This window comes from Bifidobacterium sp. UTCIF-1, from assembly GCF_006408915.1.
GTDB lineage: Bacteria > Actinomycetota > Actinomycetes > Actinomycetales > Bifidobacteriaceae > Bifidobacterium > Bifidobacterium reuteri.
In genome coordinates this window covers 1-15,985 of sequence record NZ_JFAG01000018.1, presented here as the reverse complement: position 1 = coordinate 15,985, position 15,985 = coordinate 1, and the positions used below count along the sequence as shown (strand labels likewise).

At 61.5% G+C, this 15,985-nt stretch carries 17 protein-coding genes and 2 pseudogenes; 8 read left to right on the top strand and 11 right to left on the bottom strand.

Translation table 11 applies throughout. The features are described 5' to 3' along the window. Window positions 1-121 precede the first annotated feature (121 nt). From BW09_RS08685 to BW09_RS11325, 3 genes and pseudogenes are all read left to right on the top strand, one after another. Window positions 122-859 carry a type 1 glutamine amidotransferase gene (locus BW09_RS08685; protein WP_140463346.1) on the top strand — a complete coding sequence of 246 codons (738 nt, stop codon included), beginning with the start codon at window positions 122-124 and terminating at the stop codon, window positions 857-859. 265 nt (window positions 860-1,124) lie between these two features. Continuing rightward, window positions 1,125-3,069: pseudogene (locus BW09_RS08680) on the top strand (ABC-F family ATP-binding cassette domain-containing protein); the annotation flags it as partial. A 104-nt stretch (window positions 3,070-3,173) separates the two neighbouring features. After that, a pseudogene (locus tag BW09_RS11325) lies at window positions 3,174-3,401 on the top strand (ABC transporter C-terminal domain-containing protein); the annotation flags it as partial. 228 nt (window positions 3,402-3,629) lie between these two features. Here the strand turns inward: BW09_RS11325 and BW09_RS08675 are convergent. From BW09_RS08675 to coaD, 9 genes are all read right to left on the bottom strand, one after another. Then, a complete protein-coding gene (locus BW09_RS08675; RefSeq protein WP_140463344.1) occupies window positions 3,630-4,049 on the bottom strand; it encodes a type II toxin-antitoxin system VapC family toxin in 420 nt (139 codons plus the stop codon). A gap of 3 nt (window positions 4,050-4,052) precedes the next feature. Beyond that, complete coding sequence (locus tag BW09_RS08670) at window positions 4,053-4,337, bottom strand: Arc family DNA-binding protein (RefSeq protein ID WP_044089594.1); 285 nt, start codon at window positions 4,335-4,337, stop codon at window positions 4,053-4,055. A gap of 153 nt (window positions 4,338-4,490) precedes the next feature. Further along, complete coding sequence (gene ilvN, locus BW09_RS08665) at window positions 4,491-5,045, bottom strand: acetolactate synthase small subunit (RefSeq protein ID WP_044089593.1); 555 nt, start codon at window positions 5,043-5,045, stop codon at window positions 4,491-4,493. A gap of 16 nt (window positions 5,046-5,061) precedes the next feature. Then, window positions 5,062-7,029, bottom strand: coding sequence for an acetolactate synthase large subunit (locus BW09_RS08660; protein WP_044089592.1), 1,968 nt, complete (start codon window positions 7,027-7,029; stop codon window positions 5,062-5,064). Window positions 7,030-7,202: 173 nt separating this feature from the next. Next, window positions 7,203-8,012, bottom strand: a complete 810-nt coding sequence (gene rnc, locus BW09_RS08655) for a ribonuclease III (protein ID WP_081886653.1) — start codon at window positions 8,010-8,012, stop codon at window positions 7,203-7,205. 262 nt (window positions 8,013-8,274) lie between these two features. Then, window positions 8,275-8,469: a 50S ribosomal protein L32 gene (rpmF, locus tag BW09_RS08650; RefSeq protein WP_044089590.1), complete on the bottom strand. Its 195-nt coding sequence runs from the start codon at window positions 8,467-8,469 to the stop codon at window positions 8,275-8,277. A gap of 123 nt (window positions 8,470-8,592) precedes the next feature. Next, window positions 8,593-9,198 (bottom strand): DUF177 domain-containing protein, encoded by a 606-nt coding sequence (locus BW09_RS08645; RefSeq protein ID WP_044089588.1) that lies wholly within the window; start codon window positions 9,196-9,198, stop codon window positions 8,593-8,595. Between the two features lie 90 nt (window positions 9,199-9,288). Beyond that, entirely contained in the window at window positions 9,289-10,305 is a 1,017-nt protein-coding gene (locus BW09_RS08640) for a DivIVA domain-containing protein (RefSeq protein ID WP_140463369.1), read from the bottom strand. Further along, on the bottom strand, window positions 10,302-10,850 hold the full coding sequence (gene coaD, locus BW09_RS08635) for a pantetheine-phosphate adenylyltransferase (RefSeq protein ID WP_044089586.1): 549 nt from the start codon (window positions 10,848-10,850) through the stop codon (window positions 10,302-10,304). The genes BW09_RS08640 and coaD overlap by 4 nt, the downstream gene beginning before the upstream one ends. A gap of 133 nt (window positions 10,851-10,983) precedes the next feature. On the opposite strand from coaD, the gene BW09_RS08630 reads away from it, so the two are divergent. Further along, on the top strand, window positions 10,984-11,277 hold the full coding sequence (locus BW09_RS08630) for a DUF3039 domain-containing protein (RefSeq protein WP_044089585.1): 294 nt from the start codon (window positions 10,984-10,986) through the stop codon (window positions 11,275-11,277). 566 nt (window positions 11,278-11,843) lie between these two features. Here the strand turns inward: BW09_RS08630 and BW09_RS08625 are convergent. Next, the gene (locus BW09_RS08625; protein WP_140463342.1) at window positions 11,844-12,191 is read right to left on the bottom strand and encodes a hypothetical protein; all 348 of its coding nucleotides are present in this window, start codon (window positions 12,189-12,191) and stop codon (window positions 11,844-11,846) included. Between the two features lie 139 nt (window positions 12,192-12,330). Here BW09_RS08625 and BW09_RS08620 point away from each other — a divergent pair, with 139 nt between their 5' ends. From BW09_RS08620 to BW09_RS08605, 4 genes are all read left to right on the top strand, one after another. After that, entirely contained in the window at window positions 12,331-12,846 is a 516-nt protein-coding gene (locus BW09_RS08620) for a glutathione peroxidase (protein ID WP_140463340.1), read from the top strand. Between the two features lie 87 nt (window positions 12,847-12,933). Then, the gene (locus tag BW09_RS08615; protein WP_140463338.1) at window positions 12,934-13,725 is read left to right on the top strand and encodes a DUF1295 domain-containing protein; all 792 of its coding nucleotides are present in this window, start codon (window positions 12,934-12,936) and stop codon (window positions 13,723-13,725) included. A 31-nt stretch (window positions 13,726-13,756) separates the two neighbouring features. Beyond that, on the top strand, window positions 13,757-14,245 hold the full coding sequence (locus tag BW09_RS08610; RefSeq protein ID WP_140463336.1) for a GNAT family N-acetyltransferase: 489 nt from the start codon (window positions 13,757-13,759) through the stop codon (window positions 14,243-14,245). A 247-nt stretch (window positions 14,246-14,492) separates the two neighbouring features. Then, a complete protein-coding gene (locus BW09_RS08605; RefSeq protein WP_140463334.1) occupies window positions 14,493-15,491 on the top strand; it encodes a colicin transporter in 999 nt (332 codons plus the stop codon). 106 nt (window positions 15,492-15,597) lie between these two features. Here the strand turns inward: BW09_RS08605 and BW09_RS08600 are convergent. Further along, window positions 15,598-15,985 (bottom strand): hypothetical protein (locus tag BW09_RS08600; protein ID WP_258185038.1); only part of this gene is annotated, 388 nt, incomplete at its 5' end.

Sequence of the window (15,985 nt, the reverse complement as noted above, 5' to 3'; positions counted from 1 at the left end):
TCGATGGCCGCGACGGCCGGGGGAGCCGCGCGGCGTCCGCTCCGACATCGCGGCATGCAATCGGCTGCCGCGCCACGACTACGTAACATGCACGGTCGTACCTCATGCCACAATAGGTGGCATGGTCACACCAAAAGTGCTCATTATGCAACATGTTCCGTGGGAACGCCCCGGACGTATTCTGTCCAACCTTGAGGATCTTGGTATCCAGGCGGTGACTGTGAACATCGCCAAACAGAAGAAGCCCGACCTCCCCGATTTCAAGGAACTCGCCGGCGTGGTGATCATGGGCGGCCCGATGGGGGCATTGGATTACGACAACTACCCAGGCTTGAAGGCCGAGGCCAAGCTGGCGAAGGCGGCGGTGTCCGTGGGCAAGCCGGTGCTGGGCGTGTGTTTGGGACATCAGATCATCGCCACGGCTCTGGGCGCGCAGTTGCGCAAGGGCGATGCGCCTGAAATCGGCTTCGCCCCGATCAAGCGCATGGAGAAACACGACTATTTCTCCATGTGGGACAAGCAGATGAATGTGCTGCATTGGCATAACGACGTGGTGGGGCTGCCTGAAGGAGCTGATTTGCTCGCCCGGTCGACCGGCACCAAGGTGCAGGCGTTCCGCTTCGGGTCGGCGTTGGGACTTCAATTCCATCTTGAGGTATGCGGTTCGTTGCTGGACGAATGGCTTGAGGAGCCGAGCATGGTCAAGGATCTGAAGGCCGCCGGCGGCTCGAAGACCCAGCTGCGCGAACAGTTCGCGCAATACGATCCGCTGTTGCTGCCACTGGCCGAGCAGGTCTTCTCCGGGTTCGCCGCCCGCTGCAACGCCTACGCGCAGACGTTAGGCGCCGCGCAGGCGTAATAAGTGCGCCCAATAGGCGCTAGCTATCCCCATCATGTAGGGATTCCCCCATCGTGTAGGGAACAGGAATGGCCATTTTCCGCCATTTGCAGGTAATGAGGGGATTCCGGCTCCCTACACGGTGGGAAATTCCCTACATGGTGGGCGGTCGGTGGGTGGTGGGAAGCGTGGTGATGGCGTCGGTGCCGTTAACGTCAACGCCGCGCCACCGCTACCGCAACTGTGTGCCTGCGGCTGGGTAAGCATGACGCTACATTGGTGAATCATGCCGACTTACGATATTGGATTGGAACACGTTTCGCTCGCCTTCGCCACCAAGACCATCTTCACCGATGTGACGCAGGGTGTGTTCGAGGGCGATCGCATCGGCATCGTAGGCCGCAACGGCGATGGCAAATCCACACTGCTTCATCTGTTCCGCGGCACGCAGGAGCCGGATTCCGGCCGCGTGACCAAGCGTGGCGGTCTTACCTTCGGCATGCTCGACCAGCGTGACCCTCTTGATGACGATGCCACCATCCGCGAAGCGGCGCTTGAGGGGCGCGCGGATTACGAATGGGCGTCCGACAACACCTCCCGCGAAATCGTCGAGGCGCTGCTCGGCGGCATGAGCCTGGACGCGAAGATCGGTTCGCTCTCCGGTGGCCAGCGCCGCCGCGCCGATCTCGCACGCCTGCTGCTCAAGGATTGGGACATCCTCGCGCTCGACGAGCCCACCAACCATCTGGACGTGGTCACCATCCATTGGCTGGCCGAGCATCTGAAGAACCGTTGGTCGCGGGGCCAGGGCGCGCTGCTGCTCGTCACCCACGACCGATGGTTCCTGGACGAGGTCTGCGAATCGATGTGGGAGGTTCACGATGGCGTGATCGAGCCGTTCGAAGGCGGCTACTCCGCATACATGCTGCAGCGTGTCGAGCGTGACCGTCAGGCAGACGTGCGCGAGACGAAGCGACGCAATCTGGCCCGCAAGGAGCTCGCATGGCTGTCCCGTGGCGCCCGCGCCCGCTCCACCAAGCAGAAGTTCCATGTCAAGGCCGCTCGCGAGCTTATCGCCGACGTGCCGCCGATGCGCAATACCTTGGAATTGAAGCAGATGGCCACCTCCCGGCTCGGCAAGCAGGTGGTGGATCTCATCGATGTGACCCAGATCTTCGAACATGTGCAGGGGCAGGTGTCGGCAGCCGACGCAATCGACCCGGATGCGATGGCGCTCGCCGACTCCGCCTCGCGGGTGGACGTGGTCAATGCCATGTACGCCGAGCCGCAGCTGCACGGCTCGGTCGAAGTGGCGGTCACCGATATGACCGATCCTCGTCTGGTGGACGCCGGTGTGCCCGAGGCTGTGGCCGCCGCCGAGGAGGCGCGCAGGAAAGCCGAAACCGAAGGCGCAGGCAATCCGCAGCTGTCCGATGATCGCGAGGTCCGCCGCATGAACACCGGCGGCGAAACCATCGGCGTGGACGACCAGACGGCTGCCGATGCGGAAGGTTCCACGTCCGCGGCCCGCAAGGTCACCGTGTCCGGCCGCGAGATTCTCGACGATGTGACCTGGCTGATTGGTCCGGGCGACCGTTTCGGCATCGTCGGCGCCAACGGTGCTGGCAAATCCACGCTGCTGAAGCTCATCGACGGTACGCTCACCCCGACCGCGGGCCATGTGAACATCGGCAAGACCGTGAAGTTCGCCGTACTCTCGCAGCGACTTGACGAGCTGGAGAAGCTCGGCAAATACAAGATCAAGGAAGTGCTGTCCCGCTATAAGCCGAGCTACATCGTGGACGGCAAGGAAGTCACGCCGGGGCAGCTGATGGAGCGTCTGGGCTTCGAGTCCGCCCAGCTGATGACGCCTATCGCCGACCTGTCCGGCGGTCAGAAGCGCCGCATGCAGCTGCTGCTGATCCTCCTCGACGAGCCGAATGTGCTCATCATGGATGAGCCCGGCAACGACTTGGACACCGATATGCTCGCGGTGATGGAGGACCTGCTCGACACCTGGCCGGGCACGTTGATCGTCGTCTCCCACGACCGGTACCTGCTTGAGCGTGTCACCGATCAGCAGTTCGCGCTGATCGGCGGCAAGGTGCGTCATCTGCCTGGTGGCGTGCAGGATTACCTCGACATGGTCGAGGACATCAAGAACGGCAAGGGATTGCCTGCGGACAATCCCGGATTCGCCGGAACGGGTGGCAGTTCGTCCAAGCGGGGAGCCAAAGGTGCCGCCGCCTCCGCTCAGGGAGGCTCGGGTTCCGGCATCCAGACTTCGAACGACGGCAAGGCCGACGGCGACGCCGGGGAATCCGCCGCTGAGGCGAAGCTCACCGGTAAGGCGTTCCATGAGGCGTCGAAGCGCGTGAAGGCCATCGAACGCAAGCTGGCGAAGCTGGAGGGCCAGAAGGCCGATCTCGAGCAGCAGATGGCCGCCCACGACCCGGCCGACTATGAAGGCCTCAACAAGCTCAACGGGCAGCTGACCGCCATCAACGCCGAGTCCGATGATCTCACCGCCGAGTGGATGGAGCTGTCGGAGCAACTTGAGTAGTGGCAGTTGGAGTAGTGGCAGTTGGAGTAGCGGAAGCAACTGCAACGCTCACTGGGCCTCGCCGTAAGTTCGTTGATTAATTCACTACCCCTCAGTCCCGCTTCGCAGGCCAGCTCCCCTGACAAGGGGAGCCTCCAATTTCTTCAACGAATTAATGACGCGGGATACTAGGCCTCGGTACGTTTGCTGCCGGGGCCACCGCGTGGTGGATGGCCTCATGCACGCTGACTATGCGCACTCCCATGGATTGATCAATTCCACGTCGGTGCCTTCGAAGTCCTTGATGTTGCGCGTAGCCACGGCGGCTCCCCAGGAACAGGCAGTCGCCGCGATCATGGCGTCTTGAATACTAGTAGGTTTGCCCCTGTGCTCGCGTTCGACAAGGATACGGGCATAATCTGAGGCTGCCTCGGTATCAAATGCAAACGTCCTGTCCTCTAATGTCATAAGCGCCAGCTTGACGGTTGCATCTGTGTATTTCTGTCGTTTACCTTCAGGCATACGGCGTATTCCGGCCAGCAACTCGGCAACGGTGATAGTGGTGGTCGCCAAGTTGCTGGCATCTTGGTTCCTCAGCCAATTGGCAACGTGCTCGTCTGGTTGCTTCTTGACAATTTCACTGATGACGTTGGTGTCCAGAATGATCACGGATTATTCCTCTTCAAAAGATACTGGTGGTCGGGAATCAGCGGGATCTCGCTTGGGTAGCAGGAGCTCACCTTCGTCGAGTCCTTCAAAATCCATGCTTTTCATGAATTCGCGGATTTCATCATAGAAATTGGTCTTTCGCGTGATTTCACGCGACACCGTGCCGGCCAACCATTCTTCGAGAATGGACCGTACCTGAGATTCCATGGAGCGGTTGTTCTTTTCAGCCACTTCCTTGAGCTGTTGAATTTGTTCGTCGGGTATCTTTCGGATAGTCAGTGTTGCCATGTCGCACCTCCTCGTTGCTTTCATAATGCTAGCATGACGTGCTGTCATTATGAAAGCAACGATTGAGGTTGTGTCGGCGGAATGATGTCGCCAAGAACAACGAAGGGGGAATGCACTATAAGTGCATTCCCCCTTCGTTGTTATGTGAGGCAATCAGCGTCCGGTGACTTCGGAGCCGACAACCTTCTCGGCCAGCGCACGCGGGCCGCGGGTCACGGCCACCGCGCCGGAGCGCACCAGCTCGATGACGCCGTAATGCTCCAGCAGGCCGAGCAGCGCGTCGATCTTGCCCTCGGCACCGGTGGCTTCGATGGTCAGCGACTCAGGGTTCACATCCACCACGCGCACGCGGAACAGACGCACGATCTCCAGCACGTCGGAACGGTTGGACTCGTCGGCGGCCACCTTGATGAGCACCAACTCGCGTTCCACGGTGGAATTCGGGTCAAGCTCCACGATCTTGAGCACATGCAGCAGCTTGTTGAGCTGCTTGATGATCTGCTCCAGCGGCACCGCCTCCACGTCGGCAGTCACGGTGACGCGGGAAATGTCGGGACGCTCGGTGGGGGAGACGGACAGCGAGTTGATGTTGAACGCACGGCGCGCGAACAGGCCTGCGATACGGGCCAGCACGCCAGGACGGTTCTCCACCAGCACGGACAGCGTATGACGCTCGGAACCGGGCTGCGATGCAGGATACATAGCCATCGTCAATCTTCTCCCCTCAGTGCTCGTTCACCGCGGAATCAATGGAATCAGCGGACCCAGCAGAATCAGCGGAATCCACCGCTCCTGTTCCCGGGGCCGGCGTGCCGCCGATCAGCGGCTTGATGCCGGGCTTATACGTCACTTCATCATTCGATGCGCCAGCGGCGACCATCGGCCAGACCATCGCATCCTTCCAGACGCGGAAGTCGACAAGCACCGGACGGTCGTTAATCTCGTTGGCCTTCTTGATCGCCTCGATGGCCTCTTCTTCAGTGAACGCGCGGATGCCGACGCAACCGTATGCCTCGGCCAGCTTGATGAAGTCCGGCACCTCCAGCGGCGCATTGCCGTCAGCCAGCGCGGTCTCGCCGTCCACGCCGTGCGCCTCGCCGTCCTTGAGGTTGGTCTGCGAATAGTGGTGCTGGTAGAACAGCGTCTGCCACTGACGCACCATGCCGTACACGGAATTGTTGAGGATGGCGATCTTGACCGGGGCATGGTCAAGGAACGCGGCGGCCAGTTCCTCCGAAGTCATCTGGAAGGAGCCATCGCCATCAATCAGCCACACCGGCTTCTTTCCGTCGAATTCGCGCGCGGAACCCACGGAAGCACCGATTGCGGCCGGCAGGCCATAGCCCATCGTGCCGAGGCCGCCGGAAGACAGCCAGGAGTGCGGATTCTTGAAATCGATGAACTGGGATGCCCACATCTGATGCTGTCCCACACCGGTGACCCAGATTGTGGACGGGTCGGCCAGATCGGACAGCTTCTTGATCACCCATTGCGGGGCCAGCGAACCGTCGGTCGGTTCATCCCACGTCATCGGGTACGCGTTGCGCCAGCCGTCGATCGCCTGCCACCACGGAGCCAGATTCGGCTTGCCGACAATGGCCTGCGTACGCTCGATCTCCGGAATCAGATCGTCCAACACCGTGGCCACGTCGCCCACGATCGGCACGTCTGGCTGACGGTTCTTGCCGATCTCGGCCGGGTCGATGTCGATATGGATCACACGGGCGGTGGGCGCGAAAGCGTCCAGCTTGCCGGTCACGCGGTCGTCGAAGCGGGCGCCGATAGCCACCAGCAGATCGGCGCGCTGAACGGCACCGGTGGCGGCGATCGTGCCGTGCATGCCCAGCATGCCCAGGTTCTTCGGATCACTGTCCGGAATGATGCCGCGTGCGGGCAGAGTGGTCACCACAGGGGCGCCGGTCAGATCGGCCAGCCGCTTGACCTGGGCGCCGGCGTTGGAGCGGGCGGCGCCACCGCCCACATAGAGCACCGGGCGGTAGGACTTGGAGAACAGTTTCGCGGCGTCGGACAGCACGCGGCCGTGCGCCTTGGTTGTGGGATTGTATCCGGGCAGAATCATGCGCTGCGGCCAGGAGTAGTACATCTCACCGGTCTGCGCGGTCTTGGTCAAGTCCACGACCACGGGGCCGGGGCGGCCGGTGCTGGCGATGTGATACGCCTCGGTGAGCACGCGCGGGATATCCTGAGCGCGGGTCACCAGGAAGGAGTGCTTGGACACCGGGTAGGTGATGCCCACGATATCCGCCTCCTGGAAGGCGTCCGTACCGATGGCCTGTACGCCCACCTGACCGGTGATGACCACCATCGGCACCGAATCCATGTTTGCGTCCGCGATGGCGGTGACCACGTTCGTGGCACCCGGGCCGGACGTCACGATGCACACGCCCACCTTGCCGGTGGCCAGCGCATAGCCTTCGGCGGCATGGCCGGCGGCCTGCTCGTGGCGCATCAGCACGAAGCGGAACTTCGTGTCATCGTTGATCTGATGGTAGACCGGCAGGATAGCGCCGCCGGGGATGCCGAAGACGTCGGTGACGCCCAGGTCCTCCAGCGAGCGCACCAGCGCTTGGGCGCCGGTCATCTTCTCGCCGTCTACGATGGTCTGCTTGTCTACGGCCGCAGTGGTTTTGGGCACACCGCTGAAGGCCTGCAAAGGCGTGGGTAAAGCCATGATTCCTCTCACCTCATCATGTATCGCGCTGCGCCATCCGGCTGCTAGTGTTGCCGGGGCGGCGCGCATACCATTCCGTCCGCTGCTCTGGGCTTGTGGCTCGGCATGCGGCTCGCTGCTCATGTTGTGGTATCAGTCTATTCACAAAGCAGACAGCGCACCTAGTCGGTTTGCTATTTCGTCCGCTTCTTGGGCTTCTTGGCATTCTTGGCCTGCAATGCGGCTTCCAGCGCCTTCCATCCGGCTTCGGCGGCGGCCAGCTGCGCCTTGCGTTTGCTGCTGCCCTTGCCGATGCCGATGATCCGGTCGCTGTCGCCCAGGCTCACGCGCGCGGTGAAGACCTGCGCATATTCCGGGCCGGTGACCTCCATGTGGTAGACCGGCTCGTCCTTGCCCATGTCGTGCGCCTTGACGGTGAGCGACGTCTTCCAATCGAGCGCCGGCCCTTCGGTGGCCACTTCGGCGAGCGTGTCGTCAATTAGGTGATGCACCACCTTGCGCGCTTCGTCGATGCCGTGCTCCAGGAAAGTGGCGCCGATCAGCGATTCCACGATGTCGCACAGGATGGAGCTCTTCTCCGCTCCGCCCTGCTCCGCCTCGCCGTGTCCGAGCAGGATGTACGGGCTCACCTTGAGCTTGGTGCGGGCGATGGCGCTCAGCGCCTCTTCCGAAACGGCCTTGGCTCGCATCTTGGCGAGCTGCCCCTCGGTCATGTCCGGATGGAGGGTGAACAGGGTTTCGGTGGAGATGAGCTCAAGCACCGCGTCGCCGAGGAACTCGAGGCGTTCGTAGTTGAGCGCGCCCGGATGCTCGTGGGAGAAGGAGCGGTGGGTGAGCGCTTGCACCAGCAGATCGGGGCTGATGGTGGTGCCGAGCGCCTGGAGCAGCTCGCTCGCCGGTGTGGCGTCTGTGTTGGTTCGGCTGACGCGCACTGTGCGGTCGGTGCGCTGCTCGTCGTATTGTCCGGCTGATGATTCAGTCATGATGATTGATGATCCTTCGCAATGCGGTGATGATGGATGGCTGATGCAGGTCGGTCGTGGGCTGCCGAGGATTGCCGGGTGACGGCGTCGCCGAAAGGCCACGACTTGCCTGTGCGTTGGTGTGTGCTCGTGTTGATGTGTTCTTCGGGCGTGCTCTTAGGGAAGCGTCTCTTAGGGTAACGTCTCTCCGGGCAACGCCCGATATGCGAAGGCCCCGCCACCCGTCGATGGCAGGGCCTTCATCATGCCGTTGTCGTTACGCTCACTTGGTGTGGGCGGAACGGATGGCGGCGCGGTAGGTGCGGCCGCGGTAGTTACCGCAGCTCGGGCAGGCCATGTGCGGCAGGGCCGGAGCGCCACAGTTCGGGCAGCTCACGGTCTGGGCAGCGGTAGCCTTCCAGTTCGCGCGACGCGAATGCGTGTTGGCGCGAGAGGTCTTGTACTTAGGCAGTGCCATTTGAGTATCCTCTATTTCGTTCGAACAATTGAGCTTAAGCGTCCGTTATCTTAACGCATGGCTCGTACAAACGCGAGACACGCAACTTCTGCGGGCTCCGACATGCCCTCTCGGACGCTCCTGTCACTTGCCTTGTTCGGCTTCAAGCTGCGCTTTGAGCGCCTCCAGACCGGCGAAGCGGATGTCTGCGACGTCGTGATGATGGTCCGGCTCCTCGTTCAGGTCCGCGCCGCACTGGGAGCACAGGCCTTTGCAATCCGGCTTGCACAGCGGCTGCAGCGGCAGCGATTCCACCAGCGTGTCGCGGATCAGCGCCTCGATGTCCGCGAATGCGCCGTTCTCCAGCAGCGGATAGGTGTCTTCGGACTCGTCCTCGCCCGCGATGATCTCCACTTCCTCGCCCTTGCCGCCGCGCACGGTGTCATGCGCCGCGGACTCGTACGGGAAGAACACGGTGACGTCGACCGGCCAATCCTTGTCGATAGGCTTCAGGCACCGCGTGCATTCGCTGACGAACGGCGCCACGAGGCGACCCGTGAAGATTAGTCCGTCCACGATTGAATCGAACTGTCCGCGCACGTGCACCGGCGTGCCTTCCTTGATGCCGACGATGTCGTCGCCGATGCCGCTCGGGGCCGGGAAATCGGCGTCGATTGTTTTGGACTGACCCGCGCGTGATGCGATCTGCGCCACCGGAATCGCCCAGGGGGAATGCTCTACTCGTGCCATAATCTGGTCTTTCTGCCTTGTTTTTTGATGCTATTGATGCTGTGCGCTCGCCATGCGCCGCGCCTTGGTCGCGCGCGGCCCGAGCGCGGGTTACTGTGCCTCAGGATAATCGTTCAGCGTGATGTTCGGCATGTCCTCGGCCGCGGCCTGCTGCCGTTCGTGCAGCACGTTCAGCCCCGCCTGAACGTCGTGGTTGAGCTTGGTGAGCTGCTGGGACAGGCCTTCCATCACCGTGATGCAGTACTGGTCCGCGCCTTGGGTGAGATGGTCGGACTTGTTCTGCGCCTGCTCGAGAATCATGCGGGCCTTCTGTCGCGCCAGCTCCGTCACGTTCTCCTGACCGGCGAGGAACTGCGCCTGCTCGTTGGCGTCTTTGATCATGTCGGCGGCCCGGCTTTGCGCCGATGCCACCACCGCGTTGGCCTGAGATTGCGCGGATTCCAGACGACGCTCGGCCTCGCGCATCAAAGCGGACGCGCGCTCCAGCTGCACCGGCAGCAGTTTCTTCAACTCATCGAGCTGCGCGGTGAATTCATCGCGGTCCACGCGCACCATGCCGGGGGTGAAGATGCTGGTCTTGGCTTCGGCGAGCATGGCGTCCAATTCATCGATCACGTCATACACGGTGGTGAATTCCGCGCGGCTTTTCTCGGTCGCCGGATCGGATTCCGCGTTCTCGCGCAGATCGGGAAGCGCGTCCATGTTGAATCCTCGAGGCCTGCCTCCGTTGGCGTTCGCAGTGCTCGCGGCGTTCGAGGAGTTCGGCTGCGACGCCGGGGCCGCCGGGGTTGCCGTTTCGGGATGGTCGGTGTGCGGCGCGCGCGAATCTGCCGAAGGCATGACCGTCGAGGCTTCCTCGGTGGATGCCAGCACGAAATCGGGGGCGTGGGGAGCGCCATTGTCCGCAGTGTTATTGCCGGATGCCGCAGCGGCTGTACCTGTTGCATCGGTCGCTGCAGCTGCGTGTCCCAGCGCGTTGACCGGCACGGCGGGCGGTTCGCTGGCCGCGCTCGTATTGCCGGCTGCGGCACCGGCGCCAAAGCCCTGATTCGGCTCCGGCTTGGTCAGATCGATGTATCCCGTAGGGTGGTCGTCGCTCATCATCAGTCCTTCTTCTGGCTTTCCTTCGTCAGTGCTTTCTGGCTTTCCTTCGTCAGTGTCTTCCGGCTTTCCTGCGTCAAGGCGTCGGCGAGCAGGGGAACGACGCAATCGGGCACCATGCCGGTCACATCTCCACCATGGCGAGCCACGTCCTTGACAATGGAGCTGGATATATGTTCAAGAATCGGGTCGGCCGGCAGGAACAACGTCTCCACTCCGGCGAGCTTGCGGTTGACCAAGGCCATGCCGAGCTCGGCCTCGTAGTCGCCGTTCTGGCGCAGTCCCTTGACGATGACGGTCGCGCCGACCTTCTTGCAATAGTCGGTGATCAATCCTTCCGTGGAGGATACGACCACGTTCGTGCAGCCGGCCTCAGCCAAGGCGCGCCGGATCACGTCGACTCTGATGGCTTCGGAAAACATCGGTGTTTTCGCGGCGTTGACGGCCACCACCACGTGCACCTCGTCGAAGAACCGCGCCGAGCGCTCGATTACATCCAAGTGGCCGGCGGTTACGGGGTCGAACGAGCCGGGGCATACTGCGATAGTCATGACTTCTAGACTACATCGTCTGACGTATGCGGACACCTCGCGATTACGCGCTACGGGTTTCCGCAGGGAACAAAGGGAATCTATGATGGAAGCCGGTCGAATCTTGCATCGTACAACAGTAAGGAAGTGCATCATGGCTTTTGCCGGTATGTTCGTTGATGACGCCGAACCATTGCGCAATCCCGATCAAAGCGCCGGAACTTCGGTATTGGAGCGCCCGCAGGTCGAGGAATCACCGGTGCGTGACGATGGCGGCGACGCCGATCGATTCGCGCATTACGTCTCCCGCGACCGCATCGCGGAATCCCGCGCCACCGGACGTCCGGTCGTGGCGCTGTGCGGCAAGGTCTGGGTGCCCAAGCATGACCCGTCCAAGTATCCGGTCTGCCCCGATTGCAAGCGCATCTATGACGAGATGATGGGCTGAGGCGTGAAGCGGACAACCCGGTGGGTTGTCCGTAGTCTCGGCCTGAGCTGAGGCGGTAGCCGGGCGAGGGTGTGTTGGGTCTCCGCGTTGCGGAGTCCATTCTTGCGGATTGAGGCGTGAAGCGGACAACCCGGTGGGTTGTCCGTAGTCTCGGCCTGAGCTGAGGCGGTAGCCGAGTGAGGATGATAATTGCCACGGTGAAAGAGTCAATCGTTTGACGCCGATACCGTGGCAATTATTCGTGTCCCTGAATGACGATTTCGTTGTTTTTCACGTATCGGGACAAGCCTACTGTGCGGCGTCGCGCGGTCGTCGGTGATCTCGATGTCCAAAATGGCGGAATTCCGCGGTTTTGCAGATTGTCGCGATTGTCCCGGTAGATAATGTCAATCGTTTGACCGACGTTGTGGGCCAAATCGACTGTCCCGGAACCGGAAAAACCGCCGAATCGCGCTAGCGGGACAGAAAACTGTGTCCCGCTAGCGCAACCATGCGGTTATTTGCGCTAGCGGGACAATTATCTATGGGGCATCGCCGAAATGGAGGGCTCGCGTTCCGGCGTGCGCTCACATTCGTACTTGCGTGCGCGTTCGCACGTTCATGCGTGCATTTCGCGCGCCGCCACGCCCGTCGCACGCCATGTGCGGCGCGCGCTCGCGCTGCTCGACGCCGCGTCCGGGGTCGCGAACGAGGAGAACGCGCGCCGGCGCGGGGTGCGCGTGAACACGGTGCGCGCGCACCAGTTCCGGGATCAGACCCCCATCGCCGGCCGGCTCCACATCGCCCCTGTCTATACGCTCGAACAGGGAATCCAACGAACCCGACGAAACAAGACCATCCACCAGCTCACGGGCGGAACCCACGGCAACGGCACCATCGCCGCACCCTACTTCATCATGCGAGGTCACCATCATAATATCCTTTCACCCGGCAACCCCATACACAAACAATTAGACACCCTCAGAGGAACGGCACGACCACGCTGTTTGCCGACACCACGTTCCCACGATCGACCTCGACAACATACAATAGACCATCATCAAGGAGCACACCATGACTTCTGTCTATGACTTCACCGTCACCACCATCAACGGCGGCAAACAATCGCTCGGCGATTACCGGGGCGAGGTGCTGCTGGTGGTGAACACCGCCACACGGTGCGGTTTCACGCCTCAGCTTGAAGGACTGGAGTCGCTGCAACGCGCCTATCACGATCAGGGCTTCGAAGTGCTGGGCTTCCCCTGCAACCAGTTCGCCAACCAGGCTCCCGAGTCCGACGAGGAAATCGGCAACTTCTGTCGGCTATCGTACGGCGTGGACTTCCCCACGTTCGCCAAAATCGATGTGAACGGCAAGGATGCCGACCCGCTGTTCGTCTGGCTCAAGCAGCAGAAGGGAGGCGCATTGGGAAACGCCATCAAGTGGAATTTCACCAAGTTCCTCATTGACCGTAACGGTCAGGTCGTGGCCCGCTATGCGCCGACCACCAAGCCGGAAAGCCTCGAAAACGACATCAAAACATTGCTGTCGGAACTCACGTCACTATACGCTACAAAAATAGTTAATTAATTAACTAATACATCTTAGTTTCAACGACCAAGAATCATTCCGTACTTATCTGCGGATTGCCGATCCAAACCGTCTTACTCTTGTTGCATGGAGTTTTTAGCGTTATTCGGTGTGGCGGCGCTTGTCAGTGCCATCGGCTTCCGCAGGTTCGTATGGTTCATCTCATTGGGATACGGCTTCTCCGTCGCGGCCATCGGTTTGGTGCTGACGGTGATGTCGTTGGACGCGCGTGCTCTGGTCCCACTGGCGCTGTCGGTGCTGCTCGTCGTGTACGGCTGCCGTCTCGGCGGGTATCTCATGGTACGTGAACGCCGCAGCGCCGCCTACCGCGAGACGATGCGCAACGAAATCAAGGACGGGTCGGGCACCCCGTTGCCGGTGAAGGCCGTGGTGTGGCTGTCGTGCGCGCTGCTCTACGCCTGCGAGACGTCACCAATCCTGTTCCGTCTGACCAACCATGCGCCCGTGGACGCCGCAGCCGTGGCCGGCATCATCGTCATGGGGGCGGGCATCGTGTTGGAGTCGGTCGCCGACCATACGAAGAACCGGTACAAGCAGGCGCATCCGCACCGGTTCTGCGATGTGGGCGTGTTCCGTCTGGTACGTTGTCCGAACTATCTGGGCGAGGTGCTGACCTGGACCGGCGTGTATGTCTCAGGCCTCACCGCCATGCAGGGTACATGGCAGTGGCTTGCGGCTACGGCCGGATGGCTGTGCATCGTGTGGATCATGTTCGGCGGCGCCCGCAGGCTGGAGATCCGTCAGAACAAAAACTATGGCGACGACCCCGAGTACCAGGAGTACGCGTCCCGGACGCCGATCCTCATCCCGTTCATCCCCCTGTACTCGGTCGCCAAGTACCGTTGGCTTGTCGGCTGAGCGGCGTCATCGAGGAAAGGGGCTGCATCTCATGATGGTGTCGATTCGCGCTTACGATGCCATGGACGGGCGGGAGCGGGACATCAGAACGCTGGTGTTCGTACGGGAGAGCGCATGGAGGCCTGAATTCGACGAATGGGACGAGCCTGGCGCCTCCACCCACCTGCTCGCGCTCGACGACGCCGGCGAGCCGGTCGGGACATGCCGGTTCTACCTGGATGCCGCCGTCGTACCGCACCGATACGTCATCGCGCGTCTCGCGGTACTCGCCAAGCAGCGCGGCCACGGTATCGGATCCGCGCTGCTGGACGAGGCCGAATCCCGGATAGCGGCTCTCGACGGGGAGAGCGCGTGGGTGCACGCCGAATTCGACTACTACCCGTTCTACGAATGGCACGGCTATATGCTGTCCGACGACGTGTATGACAACGGCCGACACGGATGGCTGAGCAAGCAGCTTCGGCGTAGACCGAACGGGACTGAGACACACCGCAGGCTACCAACAGAAACAATTAAATAATTAATTATCGCATCATCGCTGCGCTCAATCCGCCTCTTGAAGGCCGGTACGACCTATGTTCGTATGGGGGAGGCTCGGCATTCATCGCATTTGCGGCGGGCTTTTCCAGCAAACGGCAATAATTATTTAATTAATTATTTGGGCTTTCTCTTCCGCGACCGCGAAGCACTTATGCCGATCAATCCTCCGCTATCCACATCGTTTTCGTCTTGGAACTTCATACCATGGCCTGTTCTACACTGTGATCATGCAGAATGAGAGAGATGGCGAAGAAACAGCAGGCACTCCTGCCGTGCAGACAAAGCGCCACCAATGGCTGGTTCCCGTTATTGCGGCTGGTGTCGCTGTGGTCCTTGTGGCTGCTGGTGTCGGTGGATGGCATGTGTGGACGGTCCGTGAGCTTGCCGCCGCCAAGTCGGCGTGCGCGACTGCGGCGGATCATACGCGGGAGGCGATGAACGCGTACAACCTGCTGCTCAACGGTGCCGCCGCCGAGGCGTCGAAGACGGTGAAGGATCAGGTGAAGGACGCGAAGACACTGGACACGCTGTCCAAGGCGTTGAAAGAGGAAGCTCCCGTTTACGCGGGGTGCACGGCCGACGACAAGAACGGTCTGACGGACGCCGCCAAGACACTGGACGAACAGACGGCCTGGTATAGGACGCATGAGGAGAGCCTGTCGGAGACGGTGAAGGCGGTCAATGAGTCCAAGGCCGCGAAGACCCTGGACACGGCGCGCGCGAACCTGAAGGCGAAACTGGAGGAGGCGTCCAAGCTGCTCGCGGATTCGGACGACAAGGTGGCCGACAATGCGGTGCGTGACGTGTTGTCGAAGGCCATCGACGCCGGAAACAAGCTGAAGGACGGGAATGATCCGTCGAAGCTGGATGCGGCGCGCGCGACGTTGGAGGATGCTGTCGTCAAGGTCAACGACAGCGTGAAGGCCAAGCAGGATGCGGATGCGAAGGCCGCAGCCGAGGCGCAAGCCGCCGACGAGGCCGCTGCGGCGGCGCAGACGCCGTCTTCCTCGTATGCGGGCGACGGATACCAGGGCTACGGATACGGCAGCAACAATGGGTATAACGGTGGCGGCACAAGCTCAGGCGGCGGACAGCAGTCCACCGGGCCCAGCCTTCAGTACACGCCTTCCGGCAACCCATACACCGACAACGGTGACGGCACCATCACCTGGTGCGAGATCGGAGACACCAGTGGCAAACCCGGCACCATAGTTCCCTGTAGCTGATTCATGCACGCCTTTCTTTCCTCATGTCCCCCGATTCCCGTCAAGGATCGGGGGACGCCTCATTCCGCCACTCCTCCAGCACCATGCCGGACGCATACGTTGTCCGTCACGCGTTGACGAGCTGGTGCGCCCGCTGGTAGGAGACGCCCAGCATGATGCCGATATCCCGCAGGGTCACGCCCATACCATGCAGGGTTTTGGCTGCGAGCCGGCTTTCGGAAGCGGCCTTGCGGGCTGATTCCTCCGACACCATGCGTTGCCGTTTCGACTCAAGCACATGCGATTCCACCGTTTCGGGCAGTCTGACGTGCACGTCAAGGTTGATGGACCCCGGAGCCTCGTCGGTCATGATGCTGATCAGGTCACGCGCCATCACGTCCACCATCCACGCGTCTTCGTCTCTGGTGACGTTCACTTCGTAGGTTTTCATTTCCGCCGCCCATAGATGATGGTTCAGTCGGCGATCAGCTTGTGCACCGCCATACGATTCAAAC